The sequence below is a fragment of the Pseudoalteromonas luteoviolacea CPMOR-1 genome, assembly GCF_001625685.1.
In the GTDB taxonomy this organism is placed as follows: domain Bacteria; phylum Pseudomonadota; class Gammaproteobacteria; order Enterobacterales; family Alteromonadaceae; genus Pseudoalteromonas; species Pseudoalteromonas luteoviolacea_K.
This window is the reverse complement of record NZ_AUYC01000021.1, coordinates 113,422-134,761: the sequence shown is the minus strand read 5'-3', so window position 1 is coordinate 134,761 and position 21,340 is coordinate 113,422. Positions and strand designations below refer to the sequence as shown.

The 21,340-nt window shown below is 41.6% G+C and carries 22 protein-coding genes; 9 read left to right on the top strand and 13 right to left on the bottom strand.

Features of this window, described 5'->3' with window-relative positions; all coding sequences use genetic code 11:
• Positions 1-27: 27 nt before the first annotated feature.
• Positions 28-888 (top strand): hypothetical protein, encoded by an 861-nt coding sequence (locus tag N473_RS08835; RefSeq protein ID WP_063367591.1) that lies wholly within the window; start codon positions 28-30, stop codon positions 886-888.
• 44 nt (positions 889-932) lie between these two features.
• Here the strand turns inward: N473_RS08835 and phaC are convergent, their stop codons facing one another.
• From phaC to N473_RS08820, 3 genes are all read right to left on the bottom strand, one after another.
• Positions 933-2,702 carry a class I poly(R)-hydroxyalkanoic acid synthase gene (gene phaC / locus N473_RS08830; RefSeq protein WP_063367590.1) on the bottom strand — a complete coding sequence of 590 codons (1,770 nt, stop codon included), beginning with the start codon at positions 2,700-2,702 and terminating at the stop codon, positions 933-935.
• 237 nt (positions 2,703-2,939) lie between these two features.
• Positions 2,940-3,284 (bottom strand): phasin family protein, encoded by a 345-nt coding sequence (locus tag N473_RS08825; protein ID WP_039611615.1) that lies wholly within the window; start codon positions 3,282-3,284, stop codon positions 2,940-2,942.
• Positions 3,285-3,374: 90 nt separating this feature from the next.
• Positions 3,375-4,124 (bottom strand): SDR family oxidoreductase, encoded by a 750-nt coding sequence (locus N473_RS08820; protein WP_039611614.1) that lies wholly within the window; start codon positions 4,122-4,124, stop codon positions 3,375-3,377.
• A gap of 519 nt (positions 4,125-4,643) precedes the next feature.
• Between N473_RS08820 and N473_RS08815 the strand changes: the two genes are divergently transcribed.
• Positions 4,644-5,048 (top strand): rhodanese-like domain-containing protein, encoded by a 405-nt coding sequence (locus N473_RS08815; protein WP_231099546.1) that lies wholly within the window; start codon positions 4,644-4,646, stop codon positions 5,046-5,048.
• A gap of 16 nt (positions 5,049-5,064) precedes the next feature.
• Here N473_RS08815 and N473_RS08810 read toward each other — a convergent pair whose 3' ends face one another.
• A complete protein-coding gene (locus tag N473_RS08810) occupies positions 5,065-6,108 on the bottom strand; it encodes an alkene reductase (RefSeq protein ID WP_063367589.1) in 1,044 nt (347 codons plus the stop codon).
• Positions 6,109-6,237: 129 nt separating this feature from the next.
• Here N473_RS08810 and N473_RS08805 point away from each other — a divergent pair, with 129 nt between their 5' ends.
• Positions 6,238-6,819, top strand: a complete 582-nt coding sequence (locus tag N473_RS08805; RefSeq protein WP_063367588.1) for a TetR/AcrR family transcriptional regulator — start codon at positions 6,238-6,240, stop codon at positions 6,817-6,819.
• Positions 6,820-6,955: 136 nt separating this feature from the next.
• The gene (locus N473_RS08800) at positions 6,956-7,825 is read left to right on the top strand and encodes a winged helix-turn-helix domain-containing protein (protein ID WP_063367587.1); all 870 of its coding nucleotides are present in this window, start codon (positions 6,956-6,958) and stop codon (positions 7,823-7,825) included.
• Between the two features lie 170 nt (positions 7,826-7,995).
• Here the strand turns inward: N473_RS08800 and N473_RS08795 are convergent, their stop codons facing one another.
• Complete coding sequence (locus tag N473_RS08795; protein ID WP_063367586.1) at positions 7,996-8,796, bottom strand: methyltransferase domain-containing protein; 801 nt, start codon at positions 8,794-8,796, stop codon at positions 7,996-7,998.
• 4 nt (positions 8,797-8,800) lie between these two features.
• Positions 8,801-9,556 carry a Nif3-like dinuclear metal center hexameric protein gene (locus N473_RS08790; RefSeq protein ID WP_063367585.1) on the bottom strand — a complete coding sequence of 252 codons (756 nt, stop codon included), beginning with the start codon at positions 9,554-9,556 and terminating at the stop codon, positions 8,801-8,803.
• Between the two features lie 165 nt (positions 9,557-9,721).
• Here N473_RS08790 and N473_RS08785 point away from each other — a divergent pair, with 165 nt between their 5' ends.
• Positions 9,722-10,195: a VOC family protein gene (locus N473_RS08785; RefSeq protein WP_063367584.1), complete on the top strand. Its 474-nt coding sequence runs from the start codon at positions 9,722-9,724 to the stop codon at positions 10,193-10,195.
• Between the two features lie 42 nt (positions 10,196-10,237).
• Here N473_RS08785 and yghU read toward each other — a convergent pair whose 3' ends face one another.
• Entirely contained in the window at positions 10,238-11,107 is an 870-nt protein-coding gene (yghU, locus tag N473_RS08780; RefSeq protein WP_063367583.1) for a glutathione-dependent disulfide-bond oxidoreductase, read from the bottom strand.
• 425 nt (positions 11,108-11,532) lie between these two features.
• Here yghU and N473_RS08775 point away from each other — a divergent pair, with 425 nt between their 5' ends.
• Both N473_RS08775 and N473_RS08770 read left to right on the top strand, forming a co-directional pair.
• Complete coding sequence (locus N473_RS08775; protein WP_063367582.1) at positions 11,533-11,967, top strand: hypothetical protein; 435 nt, start codon at positions 11,533-11,535, stop codon at positions 11,965-11,967.
• Between the two features lie 38 nt (positions 11,968-12,005).
• On the top strand, positions 12,006-14,663 hold the full coding sequence (locus N473_RS08770; RefSeq protein WP_063367581.1) for a glycosyl hydrolase family 18 protein: 2,658 nt from the start codon (positions 12,006-12,008) through the stop codon (positions 14,661-14,663).
• 50 nt (positions 14,664-14,713) lie between these two features.
• Here the strand turns inward: N473_RS08770 and N473_RS08765 are convergent, their stop codons facing one another.
• Positions 14,714-15,400 carry an XRE family transcriptional regulator gene (locus tag N473_RS08765; RefSeq protein WP_063367580.1) on the bottom strand — a complete coding sequence of 229 codons (687 nt, stop codon included), beginning with the start codon at positions 15,398-15,400 and terminating at the stop codon, positions 14,714-14,716.
• Between the two features lie 268 nt (positions 15,401-15,668).
• Between N473_RS08765 and N473_RS08760 the strand changes: the two genes are divergently transcribed.
• On the top strand, positions 15,669-16,007 hold the full coding sequence (locus N473_RS08760; protein WP_231099545.1) for a helix-turn-helix transcriptional regulator: 339 nt from the start codon (positions 15,669-15,671) through the stop codon (positions 16,005-16,007).
• Positions 16,008-16,363: 356 nt separating this feature from the next.
• The gene (locus N473_RS08755) at positions 16,364-17,146 is read left to right on the top strand and encodes a hypothetical protein (RefSeq protein WP_231099544.1); all 783 of its coding nucleotides are present in this window, start codon (positions 16,364-16,366) and stop codon (positions 17,144-17,146) included.
• A gap of 58 nt (positions 17,147-17,204) precedes the next feature.
• On the opposite strand, the gene lipA is transcribed toward N473_RS08755, so the two are convergent.
• From lipA to N473_RS08730, 5 genes are all read right to left on the bottom strand, one after another.
• Positions 17,205-18,170: a lipoyl synthase gene (gene lipA / locus N473_RS08750; RefSeq protein WP_039611604.1), complete on the bottom strand. Its 966-nt coding sequence runs from the start codon at positions 18,168-18,170 to the stop codon at positions 17,205-17,207.
• Positions 18,167-18,820: a lipoyl(octanoyl) transferase LipB gene (gene lipB / locus N473_RS08745; RefSeq protein ID WP_063367579.1), complete on the bottom strand. Its 654-nt coding sequence runs from the start codon at positions 18,818-18,820 to the stop codon at positions 18,167-18,169. Before lipB ends, lipA begins: the two co-directional genes overlap by 4 nt.
• 12 nt (positions 18,821-18,832) lie before the next feature.
• Positions 18,833-19,111, bottom strand: a complete 279-nt coding sequence (ybeD, locus tag N473_RS08740) for a DUF493 family protein YbeD (protein WP_039611602.1) — start codon at positions 19,109-19,111, stop codon at positions 18,833-18,835.
• Between the two features lie 162 nt (positions 19,112-19,273).
• A complete protein-coding gene (locus N473_RS08735; RefSeq protein ID WP_046356657.1) occupies positions 19,274-20,437 on the bottom strand; it encodes a serine hydrolase in 1,164 nt (387 codons plus the stop codon).
• Between the two features lie 147 nt (positions 20,438-20,584).
• Complete coding sequence (locus N473_RS08730) at positions 20,585-21,340, bottom strand: septal ring lytic transglycosylase RlpA family protein (protein ID WP_039611600.1); 756 nt, start codon at positions 21,338-21,340, stop codon at positions 20,585-20,587.

Here is a 21,340-nt window from a genome sequence, read left to right as displayed (position 1 = left end):
TTTAATTCTTAGTGGCAAAGCGTAAATATGGGGCAATTGTGCCGCTGTATTATAGCAATATGTATATCGAGCTTCAGTTTTAGTACCATTAGTGCCGACGTTCAGGTTATGTGGCAAAATGGCCAAACACCTGAGCGGCATATCGTTGAAAAAGTGTCGAATTGGCTAGACTATGGTCTAGCGCAAGTCGCTTCGACACTGACAGACTTGCAACAATCTTCTGTACCTGTATTTATTCATCTTAAAGAATATGCTAATGAGCCTGTACCTTGGGGTGAGGTAGCTCGTGGTGATTTAGATGGTATCACGCTTCATATTCACAAAAATGCATCGTTGGCTCAGTTAAAAGCAGACTGGACGCTGTATCATGAGCTTGCACACTTGTATCATCCGTTTTTTGACTATGGTGATAGCTGGCTTGGTGAAGGGCTGGCAACCTACTTACAAAATGTTGTTATGTTGCAGGCTGGTATGATCTCCAAAGATGACTTTACACAACGTATTAGCGCTGGCCTTACACGCGGTGAAGCTGCCACGCCAACATTTCAGGGCAAGTTGTCAACAGTGTCAGCAAATATGTGGCAGTTGGGTGCGTATCAGCGAGTGTATTGGAGTGGTACAGCATTTTTTATTGAGTCAGAAGCACAGTTAAAAGCCGCGGGAAGCAAGTATAACTTGACTGCGCTTTTGGCGCGCTATCAAACTTGTTGTAAAAAAAGCATCGTACAGAGCACGAACCAGACTGCGGTTCAATTTTTGACAGCACTAGATAATTTAGCGAAAGCTGACGTGTTTATACCTCTTTATTTGAAATATCGCGTAAGAGGTGATTTCCCTAATATTTCACAACGACAAATTCGTTATTTATCCAACCAATACGCTCGATAGGAAGTGTAATAGGTAAAGAGTCATCTCTTTACCTATTGGCGTTATTACAATCTCGCTTTGACGTACTCTCCAGGTGCATCATAGATCCCAGGGTTAGCTTTAGTCTTAACTGCGCGAGCGGGTACTTTTTCGTCGGTGAATTGAGTGATCCATTTACCCCAATGACCCCACCAAGAGCCTTTAGTATGATCTGCTTTTTCAAGCCATGCATTGGCGTCGCCTTGTGGCGCCGGACCAGACCAAAACCCGTATTTGTTTGCTTTCGGCGGGTTGATAACCCCAGCAATATGGCCTGACTCACCCAACACAAATGTGGTTTTAGAACTCGTGTATTGGAAGCCTTTGAAAGTAGCCTGCCACAGTGCAATGTGGTCATCTCGTGTTGATAGAGCATAGATAGGCTGCTTGACCTTGGCTAAGTCTATCTTTGTACCTCTGACCTCTACTTCTTTTGTCGCGATCAACTTATTTTCAAGATACAGATCTCGCAACATAAAATTATGACATTTAGCCGTTAAGTTTGTGCTATCACCGTTCCAGTACAATAGATCTAAATCCATTGGAGGTTGGCCTTTGAGGTAGTTATTTACATAATAATTCCAATAAAGGCTATTTTCTCTAAGCATGCTGAACGAGACGCCTAACAAATGTCCGTGCATAACACCATTTTGGAGGTTGTAAGCTTCCAGTGCTGATATGGTACCTTCGTTAACAAATACGCCTAACTCGCCAGGCTGTGAGAAATCTAGTAAGGTTGTGAGCAATGTAGCGCTTTTAATCTTTTGCTTCATACGTTTAGACGTAAAATACGCCATGGCGGTTGCAACCAGTGTGCCTGCGATACAATAGCCAATGGCATTAACATAGGCTTCGCCAGTTTGCTTTTCTATTTCATCTAAAGCCGCGATGACGCCATCGACAACGTAATCCTCAAAACCGACTTCAGCCATACTTGGATCGGGGTTTTTCCATGAGATCATAAATACGGTATGACCGTTATCAACGGCCCATTTCACGTAAGAATTCTCTTCCTTTAAGTCCAAGATGTAATATTTATTTACGTAAGGAGGTACAAATAGAAGCGGTGTTTTGTGTACCTGTTTGGTCGTTGCTGTGTATTGGATCAGCTCAAATAAATGGTTTTGGAAAACGACTCTGCCTGGTGTTGTCGCGAGATCTTTACCCAACTCGTAAGCATTTTCATTGGTCATGCTGATCCGTAGCATGTCCCCACTTTTTGCCATATCTTTTTTGAATAATTCAAGGCCGTTAATCAGGTTTTGTCCTTCGGACTCAATGGTTAATTTCAGCAATTCAGGGTTGGTGGTAATAAAGTTACTGGGAGAAATTGAGTTGATAACCTGTCTTGCAAAGAATTCAAGCCGTTCCTTGAGCTTCTCATCTAACCCAGGTGTCTGGCGAATTGAGTCTAACAATGATTGGCCAAAAAGTAAGTAGCTTTGTTTGATATAGCTGAACCAGGGGTTATCTTGCCATTCGTCGGCGAGAAAGCGTTTGTCGCCACGCTCTGTAGAAATAATCTCTTCGCTAGACGCGTTGAGCGTTTGTTCCCAAGTTTGTTGAACAATTTTTAATTGTTCTTGCCACCAGTTAATTTGTTGTTTTGCGAATAGTTCTGGTTGTTTGGTGATCTCTTTAGCCCACTGGCCAAAATCCTCGGCGCTTTGTTCGTTGAGCGCTTTTTGAACCGGACTATTATTAAAAAGATTTTGTGAAAAAATACTGTAGAGATCTTGATTATACTGCCACCAAGCGGTCATGGTCTGAGTAAAATCTTTATTGTCGGTATCCATTTTATGCTTCCTAGTCGGAGGTGTGACAGACGAGTCATTGCTTTAAAAGGTGCGCTGCATGTGCTGAACAAACTTTTAAAAGAGAGTTTGAGTCGACGTTGTTTATTGGCACACATGTATTCGAGTACTCATTCTCACAGTCTTGATGACGAAATAATTAAGCTTGTCAGTGGTTTTTGCATTGAATAATGCAGATCAGCCTAGCACAAAGTGAATTTGGCTAGGCTGATAAACGCGTTATACTTTTGCCGCTTTAACAGTCTCGTTTGAGATAGTCTCTAGGTTATCTTTGAACTCTTGACCTAGTTGAGTTAGCTTTTGACCATCTTCGATAAGCTGTTGGCTTAGCTTATTAACAGCGCTTAGTTGACTTGCGTTGAAGTCGATAAATGACTTAACGTCTTTTACTTCTGCCGCTGTTTTAAGTTGCTCAACAGATGTTTCTGTGAACGAATGCGCTGCATCTAGTTGAATCTTAGCAAGTTGCTCAATATTTTTTGCAACAAGTTGGTTGAACTGAATAGCAGGTGAAAAAAACTTTTCGCTTTGCTCTGTGATTGATTTAAAAAAGTCGTTGTACATGGCTTGCTTCCTATTGAGAGATAATCCGTTTAAAATGCAATACCCATCTACTACAGAAAAGTTGCCTTTTCTAAATGGTATCGTGAGTTCTTAGTTCATATACAGGCCGCCATTTAAGGCAAGTGTTTCACCTGTGATGTATGCCGCACCATCAGAAGCTAAAAAGCTAACTGTTTCAGCAACTTCTAAAGGCGTCGCCAGTCGCTGCATAGGTACTTGTGCCTTAATGCTTTCCAATACGTCTTCACGCATTTTGGCAACCATAGGTGTTTCCGTATAACCAGGTGCCACAACATTAACGGTCACACCGGCTCTTGCACCTTCATAGGCGAGGGATTTGCTAAAGCCAATCATGCCTGCTTTGGCTGCTGCATAGTTTGCTTGACCAAATTGGCCCTTTTGACCATTCACACTAGAGATGTTGATAATACGCCCCGACTTGTTGCCACACATATGGGCAAAAAGTGGTTGAGTCATATTGAACATCGAATTCAAGTTTGTATCGATGACATCGTGCCATTGCTGTGCATTCATCTTTTTGAATGAAGCATCACGAGTAATACCGGCGTTGTTTACCAACACATCAATTTTTCCATGATTGTCGATAATTGCTTCGAGGCTGTCACTACATGCTTGCGCATCAGTCACATCTAAAAATAAAGGTGAAACAAATTTTGGGTTGATATTGGATTCATTACACCAAGTATCAAAGTCTGCTTCGGTACGTCTGGGGCTTGCGACTGCAATAACAAAGTAATTGTTTTCAACGAGCTTTTGGGCAATAGCTGTACCTATCCCACCTAAAGCGCCTGTTACTACTGCTATTTTTTTATTTTCCATAATGTGCTGTTCCGAACATAAAGTGGCAAAACGACCGCACAACTAAGCCACGTATCACTGAAGTGGTTTACTGTCAGTGATGGGTTAAAACTAACGTTATTGTTCATGTCTATTGTGACGAAATAATAACTAATTTGTTTAATATAAAAGACAAATACTCATTATTTTGTATGTATTTCAGGCACGGTTGATGATCGACTTAGTCACAATATAATTTTACTTTAGACTAAAAACTCAATATTTAACAAATATAAGTTGTCTAACCAATTGTCCAATCGTGCGTGCAGTAAGTAATAGTCGGTATTGGGGTTTTCGGTATTAGACTAAAGGATAGTAGACGCATTTTTTTCGATGAAAAATATGAATTTTACATAATAATCAAACAATTAAAATAAATTGAAATCGATATTTTTTTTCGATTAGATCTTAATCAACCAACTTTGTTCGTATTGAATTATGCTTTCAGGTAGGCTGATTATATAGGCTATTTTGGCTACCATTTTGGAAGGGAATGTGATTATGCTAATGTCAGGACACACGTTGAAAGTAACTTTTGTAATGTGTTTGATTGTATTGTCGTTATTTTTGAGTGCTGGGGCGAGTGCAAATGTGCAGGGTGTTAAGGCCAGTGAGCTATTGGTCAACCAGATGTCAGATACACCGTATACGATCATAGATGTCCGTACAGTAGAGGAATATACTGGCGGTCATATCAAAGGAGCGATAAACATTCCCTATGACCAAATAGAAGCACAGTCGTTTCTACTCAATGAACTCAAAGATAAAACATTGGTCGTCTACTGCCGTTCAGGAAGGCGGGCCCATATTTTTGAAAGTGCGTTAAGTAAACGCGGTTTTACGTTATTGCACTTGGAAGGTGATATGTTGGGCTGGCAGGCACAAGGGCTACCACTGATAAAGTAGCTGCCCTCTATAATGATTAAATGAGAGACGCTAGCATCTGCTCATCGTATTCGACTAATGGCTGTTTACTTTTGACTTTTGCAATGTAATCGGGGTTTGCAATTAAAGGTCTGCCGATTGCTAGTAGGTCAAATCGATTTGCATCGATGGCAGCAGCTCCAGTCTGCGGGGTAAATCCGCCAACTCCAACCAAGGTTTTTTTGTATCTTGATCTGACATAATCAGACGCTCTTCCACCTAAGTGTTCAAAGGTCATTTCATCATCAAATATCCCAATATGTAAAAAGGCTAAATCACGTTTTTCTAATTCAGGTAAAAGGTAATCAAATACTTGCTTGTCACGAGGGTCTGAAGCCATATTAAAATAGGCACCGGGAGAAAGGCGCAATGCGGTTTTATCTTGACCGATACGATCAACAATTGCATCAACCACTTCTAATGCGAAGCGGCTCATATTTTCAGGGGTTTCACCGTAATTATCTGTGCGTTTATTGCTGTCAAAATGCAAAAACTGGTCGATGAGGTAACCATTTGCTCCATGGATCTCTACGCCATCGAAACCTGCATCAATAGCATTCGCAGCTGCTTGGGCATAGTCATTGACAAGTACTTGAATTTGCTCTGTTGTTGCTGGTGTAGGTATTTGATAGGTCAGTTCTCTCATGCGTGGCACTGTTCCTTCTACCCTCTGCGCACTGGGGGCTATTACAGTGTCTCCCGCATAGAAATGTGGGTGTGCTACTCGTCCAGTATGCCACAATTGAGCAAAAATCTTGCCGCCGTTATTGTGCACCGCATCTGTGACTTTTCTCCACCCAATAATTTGCTCTGGTGTGAATAACCCAGGTGTATTTGGATAGCCTTGTCCGTCTGGACGAATTATCGTTGCTTCAGAAATGATTAATCCTGTATCTGCGCGTTTTGCATAATAGGCTGCCATATCATCAGTCGGAACGAGATCATCGTCTGCCATACATCGAGTGAGTGGCGCCATCAATACGCGATTTTGTAATGAGATAGTTGAGTTGAGTTTATAAGGCTGAAATAGTATGTCTGTCATGGGTTGTCGTTCTCTTTATTTTGAATGTTTATTCAAGATAGCTTTATTTGAACGATCATTCAATAGTATTTTTGAACATTTGTTCAAATTTGTTTAAGATACTCATAAAGTACTTAGCTGAGTTTGTTTATGAGAAGCGCAGAGTTTGATAGAGAAGTTGTTCTAAGAGCGGCTATGAATGCATTTATGGAAAAAGGGTATAACAAAACCAGTATGCAAGACCTAAAGCTCGCCACAGGATTGCATCCGGGCTCCATTTACTGTGCATTCGAGAATAAAAAAGGATTATTACTGGCATCATTAGAGCAGTACAATTTGGACCGGAGTGAAGAGCTTAAATCAATATTTAATGGTCAAAGTGATGCGCTTAGTGGGTTGAGGGCATATTTAGATAGTATCGTCTCAGAGTGCATAAGTGGAGATCCTGCCCAATCTTGTTTAAGCCAAAAAGCAATTAACGAAATTGCACAAACAGATGAGCAAGCGCAAGCGGTATTGAGCCAACAGTGTGTGATGTGGCAAGGTTTTATGAAAGAGGTGTTTTCCCAAGCAAGCCAACAAGGTGTGATAACTGGCCCACGGTCGCCTCAGCAGCGAGCTCAAAGTTTAATTGTGGGTATTTATGGTCTCAGAACGTTTTCTCAAGCACAAAAAGATCCTGATGTCATTTCAGGCATCGCAAATCAATTGTTAATTGATGTTTGCCGCTAATTTAACGCATTCAGAAATGTAAGTTGGCAGACTATTAGACATTATTACTAGCAAGTGAGTCTAGCTCTGTTGAAGAGTTTGGTATAGTCTATGAATTCTTATGGTTGTTAGTTAATTAAATGGAAATCATAGAGATATGGAATATCAATTTTCCAATGCAGTGTTAAATAGTAGAGAGCAAAGCTTCAAAGTTGATGGGAAAAGAGTGGTACTTGAAGAGCGCGCTTTTAAACTACTTGCCTACTTAATTGATACCCACCCAAAAGTTTGTACCCAAGATGAGCTGGTTGCATTTTTGTGGCCTGATTCTGTCGTTTCTTCATGGTCTTTACCCCGTTTAATATCTGATACTAGAAGTCTGCTGAGGCGCATTGGCGTAAAGCATGACTTAATATTTACTGTAAGAGGTCAGGGGTATAAGTTTAATCCTGAAGTGAAAGTACATTGCCCTCAAACTACAGATGCCGCGCAGATACAATTAGCAATGCTAAAAGCAGAGCATCATTCGGACGGCGCCCATCTTAAATTTTGGATAGGGGTTACCCTAGTGATGTGCTGTGCTTGTATATGGCTGATAGTTAACCATGCTTTTGTCCACGAACAAAATGTAAGTTTCAAAGCCAGTGAGCCAACAGATGCAAAAGGGCGCATCTTATGGGTGGATGATAATCCTAAAAACAACATAAAAGAGCAAGGATACTTTTTAAAGCAAAAGATCGGCATTTATAACACAACGTCGACGCAAGAAGCGTTATTGCTCCTGAGTATGTATGACTATACCGTCGTTATTTCAGATATGGGACGCAGTGGTGAACCATTGGCTGGATTAAAGCTGCTCAGAGCAATGCGAGCGACAGGTGATGATACGCCGTTTTATGTTTACACTTGGGTCGAGTCAAAAAAACAGCAAGAAGTGATTTTGTCGGCAGGCGGGCAGGGCGTCGCAACTAAAAAACAAGATTTATATGACTATGTATTACTGCATTTTGATGATGAAAAAATTTAAAGGTTAATTATAAGTTTTTGATTATTTTGCTTTTCATTTTTTTTCAAAGCGATTCAAGGGACAAATTCATGCAACTATGTCAACGTTTAATGGCTGCTCTCTTACAGCAAATGTCTTGGCCTTAACATTCGTACTGTGGTGGGTACTGGGTTGTTAAGGCCGTTTTCCTCTCATTCTTTTATCTGCAAGAGCAAATGTGTATACCTACCAATCGATGCATAAGGCTCCGATTTATTATATTTAAGCTCAAGAGATAATAGTGCTTCAAATTCATCTTGTGCTTTATCTAAGTCACGTAAATAATCATGAAAGCAGCGAACACCGGTTTTACTGAGGGTGTGTAGCGATAACGCATTGAGCCAACATTCAACATCTTCACTTTCTAAGGGCTGGTTTGGACTAAGTCCAACTTTTTGTTTTACTTTTAGCCCATTTGATACGTAATCAAAGTTGCCATAAACCATGTTGGCTAGACGCTGTGCAGCCTTATTAAAATACATCAGTGATAGAACCCCTTGAGGGGTTAAGCAATTTTTTAATATAGCTAAAGCGTGCTTTTGTTCAACAATCCATTCTAAAACGGCATGACACAGTACCAGATCAAACTGTCCAATATCCAAAGCTGGTAGGTCTTGTAGCTGTGCATGGATAAAAGTCATACTTTCTGACAAGTTACTGGACTCGGCTCGCTCTTGAGCAAGTTCTAACATAGGGGCGGAGACATCAAGCAAGGTGACCTGATGCCCACAGTCAGCAAGATAGAGTGCCAGTTGTCCTTGGCCACCACCTACATCGAGTATTTTTAGCGGCGTGTTGGCAAAATGACCGTGGATCAGATCATCTAAATCGCGCTTTAATACGGCTTCTCGGATCTGACCTTTGGTCGTGCCGTAGATGTTATTTCTGAACTTACCCGCGATATCACAAAAGTGACGATCTTTGGCAACTGGCTTGCCTTGCTTTTTTGCCATGAAGTTAAACCGGGTTATTAATATCGATAAACTCAACATCGAGGTCATATTTATCAGCTAAATATTCACCCAGAGCTTTAACACCGTATCGTTCTGTCGCGTGGTGGCCTGCGGCAAAAAAGTGAATACCCTGCTCGTTTGAGCTATGAATTGTTTGCTCAGAGGCTTCCCCGGTTAGGTAAGCATCAATACCTTGGCTGGCTGCGAGATCAATAAAACTTTGTCCCCCACCAGTGCACCATGCAATTGTCTTAATCTCATGATCACCAGCTTGGTTTACTAGGGGGGCCCTCTCTAATTTGTTTTCTATTAATTGCGTAAATTCGCTGACTGTCATTGGCGTTTTTAACTTTCCTTTAACGGCGACACTGTTTTTATTCCAAGGCTCTAGTGGACGTTCTACAACAAGATCTAGTAATTCTCCCAGTTGGGCATTGTTACCAAGCTCTGGGTGGACATCAAGCGGCAAGTGGTAGGCCAATAAGTTGATATCATGGGCTAAAAGACTTTGGATCCGGCGCTTTTTCATGCCTGTTATTGGTTGATCTTCGCCTTTCCAAAAATAACCGTGATGAACTAAAATAGCGTCGGCTTGTTTCTCTATGGCAGCATCGATTAAAGCTTGGCTGGCAGTCACACCAGTAATGACCTTTTTAATCTCTGATTTCCCCTCAACTTGTAAACCATTAGGACAAAAGTCATTTATCTGAAAGGGCTTAAGTAACTCTGTAAGTTGATTGACTAATTTTTTGCGCTGCATAGTGACCCCAAAATGCGATAAAAACGCATAGTTTAGCGTTTTTTTTACGGAAGGAAAGCAGGATATTGAGATCTGTTTAGTCAGGGAGCACGCTAAGTAGATAGTTGTACTTTAGTCATATTAAGCTAGCTTTAGTGGCATACCATATCTCAGGAGAGTGAAATAATGGCGGTCAAAGCAATTCCCCAAGGATACCACGCAATAACGCCTTATCTTATCGTCCAAGGCGCAAGTGAGGCTATCCAGTTTTACCAAAAAGTCTTCAGTGCCAGTCTTGTTATGCAATTAAATATGCCTGATGGGTTAATTGCACATGCTGAACTCAAAATTGGAGATTCTCATATTATGATCAGTGATGAATGTCCTGATATGCATTTCAAAGGACCAAAGCAGCTGGGTGGTACAGCAGTCTCCTTGATGCATTATGTTGAAGATGTGGATTTCGTGTTTTCACAAGCTTTGGCGATGGGGGCAAAAGAAGTGAGAGCGGTTGAAGATCAGTTTTATGGTGATCGGGCGGGTACACTTGAAGACCCCTTCGGTCACGTGTGGACGATTGCCACTCATATTGAAGATTTATCGGAGACTGCGTTGCAAGAAAGAATGAGTGAGTTCATGTCAAAACAGTCTGATAAATAATACATAGTTCAGCACCTTTGAAGAGGTGCTGAACGCGTAAACTCATTGGTCGTTTCTTTTGTCTTGGGTGTTCACGTCAAAGTCGCTTGCTTGGTGCCTTTCATGAAGCTGCTCGCTGTCTTCTCCCCAGGTACGATTGACCATTCTGCCACGTTTAACAGCATTTCGGTTACTGATGAGCTTTGCCCAGCGTTGTACGTGAGGATAGTCTTGTACATTTAAAAACTCTGCAGCATCATAAAGACCACCCGTTACCAGTACGCCATACCAAGGCCAAATTGCTATATCAGCAATGGTGTACTCATCGCCGCATAGGTAGGTTTTATCTTGTAAATGGATATTTAAGACATCTAGCTGCCGTTTTACTTCCATGGTGTATCTATCAATCGGATATTGAAACTTTTCTGGCGCATAGGCATAAAAGTGACCAAACCCTCCGCCAAGAATAGGCGCAGACCCCATTTGCCAAAACAACCAGTTCAGGCACTCTGTTCGCATACTAAGAGATTTTGGAATGAACTCGGAGAATTTTTCAGCGAGGTATAACAAAATAGCACCAGACTCAAATACGCGAATGGCAGGCTGCTCACTATTGTCAATCAACGCTGGAATTTTTGAATTGGGATTGATATCGCAAAATCCGGATGAAAATTGATCTCCTTCCATAATATCAATTAAAAATGCGTCATATTCTGCTTCAGAAATGCCTTTTTCAAGCAACTCCTCAAGCAGGATGGTTACTTTAACGCCGTTAGGCGTGGCTAAAGAATACAGTTGAAGCGGATGTTGCCCAACTGATAATGACTTTTCGAATCTGTGCCCGGCTGTAGGGCGGTTGATATTGGCAAATTTCCCGCCATTGCCGCTTTGCCACTGCCATACCTTTTCGGGGGTGTAAGTACTTTTTGTCATACGTTTTCCTTTTTAGTAATTACTGTACATCGAGTTGACCGTGGATCGCTTATGTTACGTTCAGTATTTAAGTATAAGTCTGGGTCGTTCTGCGTAGTACGACGAATGTGATCGTTGAAAGCTTCCTCAAAAATAGACATTTATTTTCTTACAGCACTGTGGTTAAAGGTTTATTTCGCTAAGGTATTTAGTTCATTACTTTTACCATTTTATTACATTACCTCAAAATTCTTCTTATTTTTTTAAAAGCTTAAAATTCAATATTATAGAGATAGGAAAGACATAAATGTGAAATTTTAGCTCCGGAGCTAGCTAGGTTTGTGAAATTTTTGTCCCTGTAATGGGTTGTTTTTTTATATATATTAGGTACATTAGTGTTAATAATATTTGTTATTTTGTTAACTCACCTTAAGGGGCTCTTGGCAATGCGTAAAGCTTTTCGCCCAATCTTTATCTTTTTAGCGCTCAATAGTGCATTTCTTTCCAACGCTGATGACAGCGCTGTCTCATCTTTTACGAATTCGAATGAAAAGGCATCTGAACGGCGTATCGCTGGTTTATGGCATGACGTAAATAACAGTAATTTTAGCAATGGCCACCTAATTATATCTCAGCAGGGAAATCAAGTGTTTACTGCACATTACTTAGAGTTCAAAGGCACTCCCTTTGTTGAGCATGGTAATGGGGTGCGTGAACAAGACACTATTACGGTTGAAGTAAAAGTGACACAGCAGATCCCAGGCTGGACGACAGAGGGGATACATACACTGACATTGTCTGACGATGGACAGTATTTAATTGGTGAATACGCTTCGGGCGGAAGTAAGGGTCCACTGAAGTTTAAAAAAGCAGGTAAGTAATACGTGCACAAAAATAAAAACATGTAAAAGGATATAAAATGAAAACAACACACAGCAGTGCATTCACGCGAGTTAAGCAGGCGCTGCTTCTCTCTGGTTTGTTCGCCTCTTTGTCTACATTGGCCGCCGCTCCGGGCGCACCAAAAGTAGAATGGATGGTCGAAAAGCATAGTTTGGTTACGATAACAGATTCACTGGCATACAAAGATGTTGTCGTTGCGCCAAGTGTTGATGTTTCTGTGCCTTGGTCAAAATGGACTGGAGAAGCTGGAGAAACAGTTAAAGTACTGTTGGATGGACAAGTTGTCCATAGTCGCATTTTAACTGAAGTAGGTAGCTCACAATCGGGTGTAGAAACATTAACATTTACACAGGGAGGAAAGTTTAATTTAACAGTTCAGCTGTGTAATATTGATGGTTGTAGTGACAGCACAAATAATAAGGTGCTTGTGGTGGCAGATACGGCGGGGAGTCATTTAGACCCACTGCCGATGAAAGTGAATGATCCACGTTTTCCAATTGAGATGACTAACCGCTCTTATGTGAATACGACAGGCAAAGTTGTTGCTGCATATGCAGCTGAGTGGTCAGTTTATCGTGTAGAGGGCATGGATTATTACATTGACAATATCCCAGCTGAAAACTTGACGCATATTTTTTATGGGTTTGTTGCGATTGCTGGTCCTAATGAGTCTTTCAAAAAGGAAAACCCGACAGGTTATGATACCTTTCAGCGCGTTACAGCTGGCTTAAGCGACTTTGAGCTTGCGCCACCAGATCCGTGGGCTGCTTACATGAAGCCGGTTGGCGATCAAGTGAATCAGGATGCGATCAAAGGAAATTATGGGCAAATGATGGCGTTAAAGCAGCGCTACCCTGACCTTAAAATTATTCCATCTATCGGCGGTTGGACGTTATCTGATCCATTTTATTTTATGGCAGATGATGCGAAACGAAAAACGTTCGTTGAATCTTGCCGACAGTATTTAAGAACATGGCAGTTTTGGGATGGTATTGACATAGATTGGGAGTTTCCTGGTGTCGCTGCCGCAAATCCCAATTTAGGCGCGCCAAGTGATGGTGCAACTTATATCAAGTTGATGAAAGAACTACGCGCAATGCTTGATGAAGAAGAGTTGCGTACAGGCCGTAAGTATGAACTGACGTCTGCAATCAACGTTGGGTTTGATAAGCTTGATAAAGTGAATTATGGCGAAGCAATAAAGTATATGGACTACATCTTAATGATGTCCTATGACTACTTTGGCGCGTGGGATTTAGAAGGTCTAGGCCACCAGACAGCAGTATATCCATCAGACTTTAAACCTTCTGATGTACGTACAACACAATATAACCTAAAAACAGGTATTGATTTACTTAAAGCGCAAGGCGTTCCTGGTAGTAAGCTGGTCGCAGGTATCGCCATGTATGGCCGTGGCTGGACTGGTGTTGAACACACTCCTGGTACACATCATATGCAAGGTAAAGCGACGGGTCCTTCAGCACCAGCTGATGCCTTCAAGCTAGAGCCTGGTACACTGATGTACGCAAATATTGCACAGTGGGCGAAACACCCTGATTGGGAATATCATTATGATACTGTCGCACAGGCGCCATATATTTATCGCCCGAGTACAGGTGATCTGATCTCTTACGATGATCAAAGATCGATTAAAGCCAAAGGTGAGCTTGTGTTCCAAGAAGGGCTTGCTGGTATGTTCGGTTGGGAGATCGATACAGACAATGGCGATATTTTAAACTGGATGCACGAGTCGCTTGGCCATCCTCTTGTAGATGGCTCTAACCGTGCTCCTGTTGTTAATGCTGGCGCGGATCAAAGTGTGTTATCAGGTTCAGTGGTTAAACTGGCTGCGACTGCGAGTGATGCAGAAAACGATGCACTTACCTATCAATGGCAGCAAGTATCCGGTCCTGCGGTTACTTTAGGTGTCACTAGTGCATTGAATCTAGAGTTTGTAGCACCTGATGTGGTAGGTGAAGCGACTGTGACGCTACGTTTTAGTGCGAATGATGGCAAAGGCGGCAATACCAGTGATGAAGTGGTGATCACGGTTCGTGATAGCGTTGTGAATACGCCACCGGTAGTGAATGCAGGTGTAGATCAACAAGTTGAATCTGGCTTTGCTAATGTGACGTTAGATGGCAGTGCGACGTCAGATGCTGATAGTGATGTGCTTACTTACATCTGGACTCAAGTTTCAGGGCAAACTGTTGTGCTTGCAGGAAGTGATAGCTCTAAAGCAAGTTTTTCAGCACCAGAGGTTACGCAGCCTGAACAGTTAGTGTTCCAGTTAAGCGTATCTGACAATGGTATTGATAGTTACACAGATACTGTGTCTGTGACTGTGACCCCTAAAGGAACAGGTGGCCATCCAGCCTATGATGCAGCTGCAGTGTACAATACTGGCGATCGAGTGAGCCACTTTGATCTAGAAGTGAAACAGATATTAGTTTGGGAAGCGAAGTACTGGGTATCTGGTGTTGAGCCAACACGGTTTGCGGATGCATGGACTTTGATCAGTCAAGCTGAATTCCCGTGGCATATTGATGTTGCTTATAACACAGGCTCTGAAGTGAACCATTGTGATGCAACAAACCAATGCACACGTTACAAAGCGCTTTGGTGGACCAAAGGGGATGAGCCAGGTAAAAGTGGTGCATGGCAAAAACTATAAGCTAATACGTGTGGGCGGATAGTCCACACCTCTTTTTTGTAGGAAAAGGTTTAAGTTAAATCTTTTCCTATCCATACCACTTTACCAATAATTTCAAGTTGTTCCATTTCATCAGGTTTGACTACCTGCTCAACATATTCTTTATTATCGCTGATAAGTCTCACAGAACCGTCTAAATATTGTTGTAGACGTTTTGCGTAGAGTTCTTCACCAAGCCTTACAACATAAATGAGCCCTTCACTGAGCTTTTTATCACTCAAGTCGACCAAAATGGTGTTGTTATTATGAATGGTCGGTTCCATGGAGTCACCTTTGGCGAACACCACTGCTAATTTACTTTTTTCAAGATTTTTGTACTCAAGCCATTTTTTTCTAAAAGCTAAATGCCTAGAAACTTGCATTTGGTCATTAAATGCGCCGTAGCCAGTACTAACCGAAACATGATATCCAGGTACTAATACAAATGCATCGTTAAACTCATCCAGTTTAACGACGGGATGTAGTGAACTTTCATCATCTATGTCACTTTCTTCTCCGGTGATTAACCAGAGTAAGTTGACTTTGGCCTCAGTCGCGATTCTTTCAATGATGCTAAGTTTTGGATCTTCACCTTTTAATATTCGACGCAATGTGCCTTCAGAGACATCAATTTTTGACGCAAATGCCCTTATACTGTGCGGTTTAATTGCTTCCTCGACTCTAGCTGCCAAGGTACTGAGGTAATTTACTCCGTCCATAATGGGTTTATTTCCTGTATCACATTTATTAAGCGTCATGCTCGTCATTATAAGGAGCTTTAAATATAAACTCAATGCAATTTTTTACGCAGAGTTAAATTAATTAATGGTTGTGGTGCGTAACTTTTTGAACTATACTTTATAAAAAATTACGCATTCGAGCTTTTCTATGGTTCAGTATGCATTAATTACGGTAAGTTATAACAGTTAGTAGGGCACCTCGGGGTGCAGACGTACTCACTTGCGTAAAAAAATAAGGAAAGTGAACATGGCCAAACACCTAACATTCAACACACAAATGAAAACTAGATTATCTCAGCACTTGGTGTCTGCGCATCGAAGTGATGATGTAACTCCCCAATCATCTAAACTTGTTCGTACGCCAAAGGGCGCACAATTACTCAAGTATGCTAGAAAGTGCAGAGGTTATACTCAAGCTGAATCAGCGGCTTGTTATGGGATTGAAGAGAGAACGCTGAGACGCTGGGAAAATAATGAATATAATCCGAGGTGGAATGATGTTATTTCGTTAATTGAGGATGTCTACTTGATGGATATTACTCAGGTTATCGAAGGCGTGAGAAGTGACCCAGATGTGATTGCGTAAAATATAACGCAAGGTGAGTAACATTAGTAACTATTTAGCTTATTACGCATGTTGATACAGTGCGTAACTTAATGAGTATTAGTGCAATGTAAAAATTGATAATGAATTCTGGTGAATTACATAGGAATGCTATTGTGTCATGAGGAAGTGTTATTTAAGTCTAAGTGGTATCTAATGGGGGAGTATAGCTGAGGTTTAAGTTTATAAATTTATTGAATAAATTTTTGTATTTTACGGTTGTTTCGGGGAGGGGAGAATTTTGTAGATGGCGTAAACGGCTGCTAGGGTTATCTCAACAGATAGCTGATTATGCAGTACAGACTATACAGATTTCTCTCAATGAAAAGGAAATTGTCATGTCTATGTCTAAACTTTCGATCGCACTGGGCTCTGTGTTGACGAGCTTAAATGCATTTGCAGTTGCGCAAAATATTGCAGATGAAGATGGTTTTGAGCGGGTTACACACTACGATATGGGCCCAGTGAGCAGCGCTATGATCACCAGTGAACATGCACATAAATTAACGCTCAATGTTCAACTTAGAGATGAGCTGAGTGTCTGTAACAATGCCAATGTTTATTCCAACGAGACGCACACCAATCTTGCAAACTTAAGTGTGTCTGTAGATACGCATAGTACAACGAGTTTAACGTTAGAAGCAGATCTACACGATGAAAACGTATTACAAGATTCCAAGACGGTTCACATTAATTGCATCGATGCACTTGGCGAAGACTATAACGTCCTAGTTAATGTGCCTGGCGCGCCGATTGTGGATTGGCAAGTAACTTTGGCACCTGAAGGGAAGTTTATTCATATCCCTTATTCGTATGGATATCATTCGGCATATCGTATTAATAGCCTTTTGAAGGTCAATAATCAGAATACACAATCTTATTGTACAACAGTTGCAAATCGTGGAGTGTCATTAGGCTTATTTCATGGCGAAGATCGCAAAGGACCATTTCATTCTGATGTGTTTGTTAAAAATGAAGTTATAACAAACCCTGCACATCAAGTTTTATATCAAATCATTGAATGTGAGAATGCAGCGGGCAAAACCATGGTTGTTAAAGTGTTTAATCTGACTAATCCAAATAAGATCCATCTTTGGGAAGATCAAACAATTGTGAAGTAATGAAATAAGCACAAAAAAAGCAAGCTCCGAGGCTTGCTTTTTTGAGCGTTAAATAACGTTATTTAACTTCTTTACCTGCAGCTTGCTGATCTGCATGATAACTTGAGCGGACAAACGGGCCGCATGCCGCATGTGAGAAGCCAATTTCATCGGCATACTCTTTGAGGGCATCAAACTCTGCTGGTGGCACATAGCGTTTAACCGGCAGGTGATGCTTGGATGGTGCTAAGTACTGACCAACAGTCAACATGTCTACATTATGTTCACGAAGATCTCTTAATACTTCTTCGATTTCAGGTATCTCTTCACCTAGCCCTACCATTAAACCTGACTTGGTCTTAACTTCTGGATGAGCTTCTTTGAATCGACGTAATAACTCAAGAGACCACTTATAATCTGCACCTGGACGCGCTAGTTTGTATAGCCTAGGCGCAGTTTCTAAGTTGTGGTTAAACACATCTGGCGGTGTTTCCGTTAGGATCTCAAGAGCTCTGTCCATACGACCACGGAAGTCAGGTACTAGAATTTCAATGGTGATCCCTGGGTTATGTTTACGGATCTCTCTGATACAATCAGCGAAGTGCTGTGCACCACCATCACGCAAGTCATCTCGGTCTACCGATGTGATAACCACGTACTTCAGTTTCATATCTTTGATGGTTAGTGCAAGCTTTTCCGGCTCAGCTGCGTCAGGTTTTAACGGACGACCGTGTGCAACATCACAGAATGGGCAACGACGAGTACATATAGCGCCTAAAATCATGAATGTTGCAGTGCCATGGTTAAAACATTCAGATAAGTTTGGACAAGATGCTTCTTCACAAACTGAATGTAAGCCATGCTTACGCATTGCACTTTTAATGCCTTCAATTCGCTCACTTGATTTTGGCAAGCGGATCTTTAACCACTCAGGCTTACGGAGCATTTGCTCTCGTTCAGTTGGTAGTACTTTGACCGGAATTAATGCCATTTTCTCGGCATCGCGTAATTTTACACCCGGCTCCATTTTGACTGGTTTACTCATTCGTTCTCAAACCCTTCAGTGTGAACAACATGCTCAGCATTAACACGCTTAAGCATATGCTTAATGAGCCCATTACCCGCTTCTTCAAGCGTAGTAGGCCCATTTAAATCGCTAGTTTGTACCATCTCCATGCCAGCATAGCCGCATGGGTTAATACGCAAAAATGGACTGAGGTCCATATTGACATTGAGTGCAAGTCCGTGAAATGAGCAGCCTCGTCTCACTCTTAAGCCTAAAGAAGCAATTTTGCAATTGTTAACATAAACACCTGGCGCATCAGCTTTAGCATAGGCATTGATGTTGTATTCTTGCAAAGTTTCAATAATGGTCTCTTCAAGCCAAGTAACCAATTCTCGTACGCCAATCTTTAAACGACGTAGGTTAAACAGGACGTACATCATTTGTTGGCCAGGGCCGTGGTAAGTTACTTGGCCGCCTCTATCGACTTTGACGACAGGAATATCACCTGGTGCAAGTACGTGTTCGGCTTTGCCGGCTTGACCTTGAGTAAAGACAGGGTTGTGCTCAACTAACCAGATCTCATCAGCTGCTGAATCATCACGCTGATCAGTAAAGTGTTGCATTTTCTGCCAAATAGGCTCGTAACTTTGTCGCCCAAGGTGGCGAATGATGACGCTATGGTTGCTCATGGACTTCCTTCACTACAGTACGTAACGAACAGCTTCGATACTACCCAGTTCAGTGTATATCTGCTCAATGTGCTCTTTTGAAGTCACTGTCGCAACTAAAGTCACAGACTCATATGTGCCTTTGCTACTCGGCTTGACCTTTGGCGCGTAATCGCCAGGCGCAATTGCTTGCATTTTGGTAAGAATTTGATCTGTCAGATCAACATTTGCCAAGCCCATGACCTTAAAAGTGAATGGGCAGGGAAATTCTAAGTACTCATCAAACTTAGTGTTTTTTACAGGTGTTACCACGACGGTTTCCTCACTACAGATACTAAGCAATGATTGTGTAATGTGAATTGTTTTCACTTAGGCATCATTACCTCAATAATGGCGGCATTCTATCATTTTTATGGCAAAAAAAAACGCCTCTAATTGAGGCGTCGTTGCTTTATATACATACTCAATACAGGGTTATTGCATGATCTGTAAACGTAAGTAGTCGTATATGCGGCTGAAGAAACTGCCTTCTTCAATTTCTTCAAGTGTCACCAATGGATACTGCGCAATATCCTCGCCATCTAATTGCAAGAATAATGTGCCCACTGTACTACCTTTAGCAAGTGGGGCAGTTAGTGTTTGATCTAGCTCGAAGTGGGCTTTTAAATTTTTACGTTGACCACGTGGGATCGTAATAGGTGTATCTTGTGTAATACCTAAAGAAACCGTTTCTTTATTACCCATCCAGATACGCTGATCAGCGAAGCTGTCACCCGCTTTGTAAGGCGTGATTGTTTCGAAGAATCTAAAACCATAGTTTAATAGTTTTTTACTTTCGACTTTTCTCGCACGTTCGCTTTCAGTGCCCATCACAACCGCGATCAGTCTCATATCACCTTTTGTGGCAGACGTCACTAAGCTGTAGCCAGCTTCCGCAGTATGGCCTGTTTTAATACCGTCGACATCTAGGCTAGCATCCCATAACAGCGAGTTACGGTTGTACTGTTTGATGCCATTAAAGGTAAATGACTTTTGCTTGTACAGCGCGTACTCTTCTGGCACGTCGCGAATAAGCGCTGCACCTAAAGTTGCCATGTCTCTTGGAGTGGTGAATTGTTCAGGGGCATCTAAACCATGGCTATTGATAAAGAAGCTGTTGGTCATACCTAGCTTTTCAGCATGAGCATTCATTAAATCTGCGAATGCACTTTCGCTGCCAGCGATGTGTTCAGCCATGGCAACACATGCATCATTACCAGATTGAATGATAATACCGTGGTTTAAATCATCAACACTGACTTTTTTACCGACTTCGATGAACATTTTTGATGATTCAGGAAAGTTTTTTGCCCAAGCATTTTCACTAATAGTGACCATGTCAGTAGGTGCGATGTTACCTGCCAAAATTTCTGTACCAATAACGTAGCTGGTCATCATTTTTGTCAAACTCGCAGGCAAGAGCTTGGTATCTGGTTCACCTTCAGCAATGACTTTACCTGTTGTGAAGTCAACTAGGAAGTAGCCTTTTGCACTCATTTGTGGTGGAGAAGGAATGATTTGTGCGCTTGCCGAAAATAATGACAAAGAACACACGACACCAAGGATTTTTTTAACTACTTTTGGTTTAAATACTGTCATCATGCTCGCTTTTCAATTTAGTTTGGACGATGGCTTGTTTTTGCAGCGCCCAATTGGTTTTATTTTTGTCCAACATACCGAGCAGTATACTTACATGCTGGTGTTAAGTCGCGGAACAAAAATTACGTAATTCAGATTTTGAATATTTTAAAGTTCATATTCGCTATAAAGCAAGAAAGCTTTGTTAAATTCACCTTCTTGTAAGGTTTGTAGCACTTTTTGTGCTGTTTGGTCATCCAAAATCGGTCCAAGTCGCAATTTGTAGAGATTATCTTCAAACGCGATAGGAGTACCTAATTCAAACTTATTCGAAAGCTGTGTTGCCAGTGCTTGTACATTTTCCATGTTGCTGCCAGCCGCAACTTGGACATAAGTTAATCTTGGGCTTTTGCGATCAATGGTAATCGCTTCTATCTTAACCTCAGCTGTACCTTGTAAGTGATATCCGAGTTTATAGGCGGCGGCGTATGAGAGGTCGATTATTCTATCATCATGAAAAGGACCTCGGTCGTTAACTCGGACAATTGCACTCACATTATTTGCCAAGTTAGTCACTTTGACAAAACTCGGCAGTGGCAGTGTTTTGTGCGCTGCCGTCATATCAAACATGTTGAAGGTTTCACCATTTGAGGTGTAGTAGCCATGAAATTTTCGCCCATACCAAGATGCGGTGCCAGTTTGAGTAAAGCCTTTTTCATCAGACATAGGGGTATAGCTTTTCCCTAATACTGTGTAAGGGCGACCTGCACTGACACTTTTTGGTTCATTGGTCACTTTGGCATCTTGCATTTCAAGTTGCGTTGGCGCCCGCAAGGGGGCTTTATCTTGGCTTGTGTGATATCGACCACTACAGGCACTTAATAATAAAATGGCGCTTAACGGGAGCAGTAGAGTTTTGTTCAT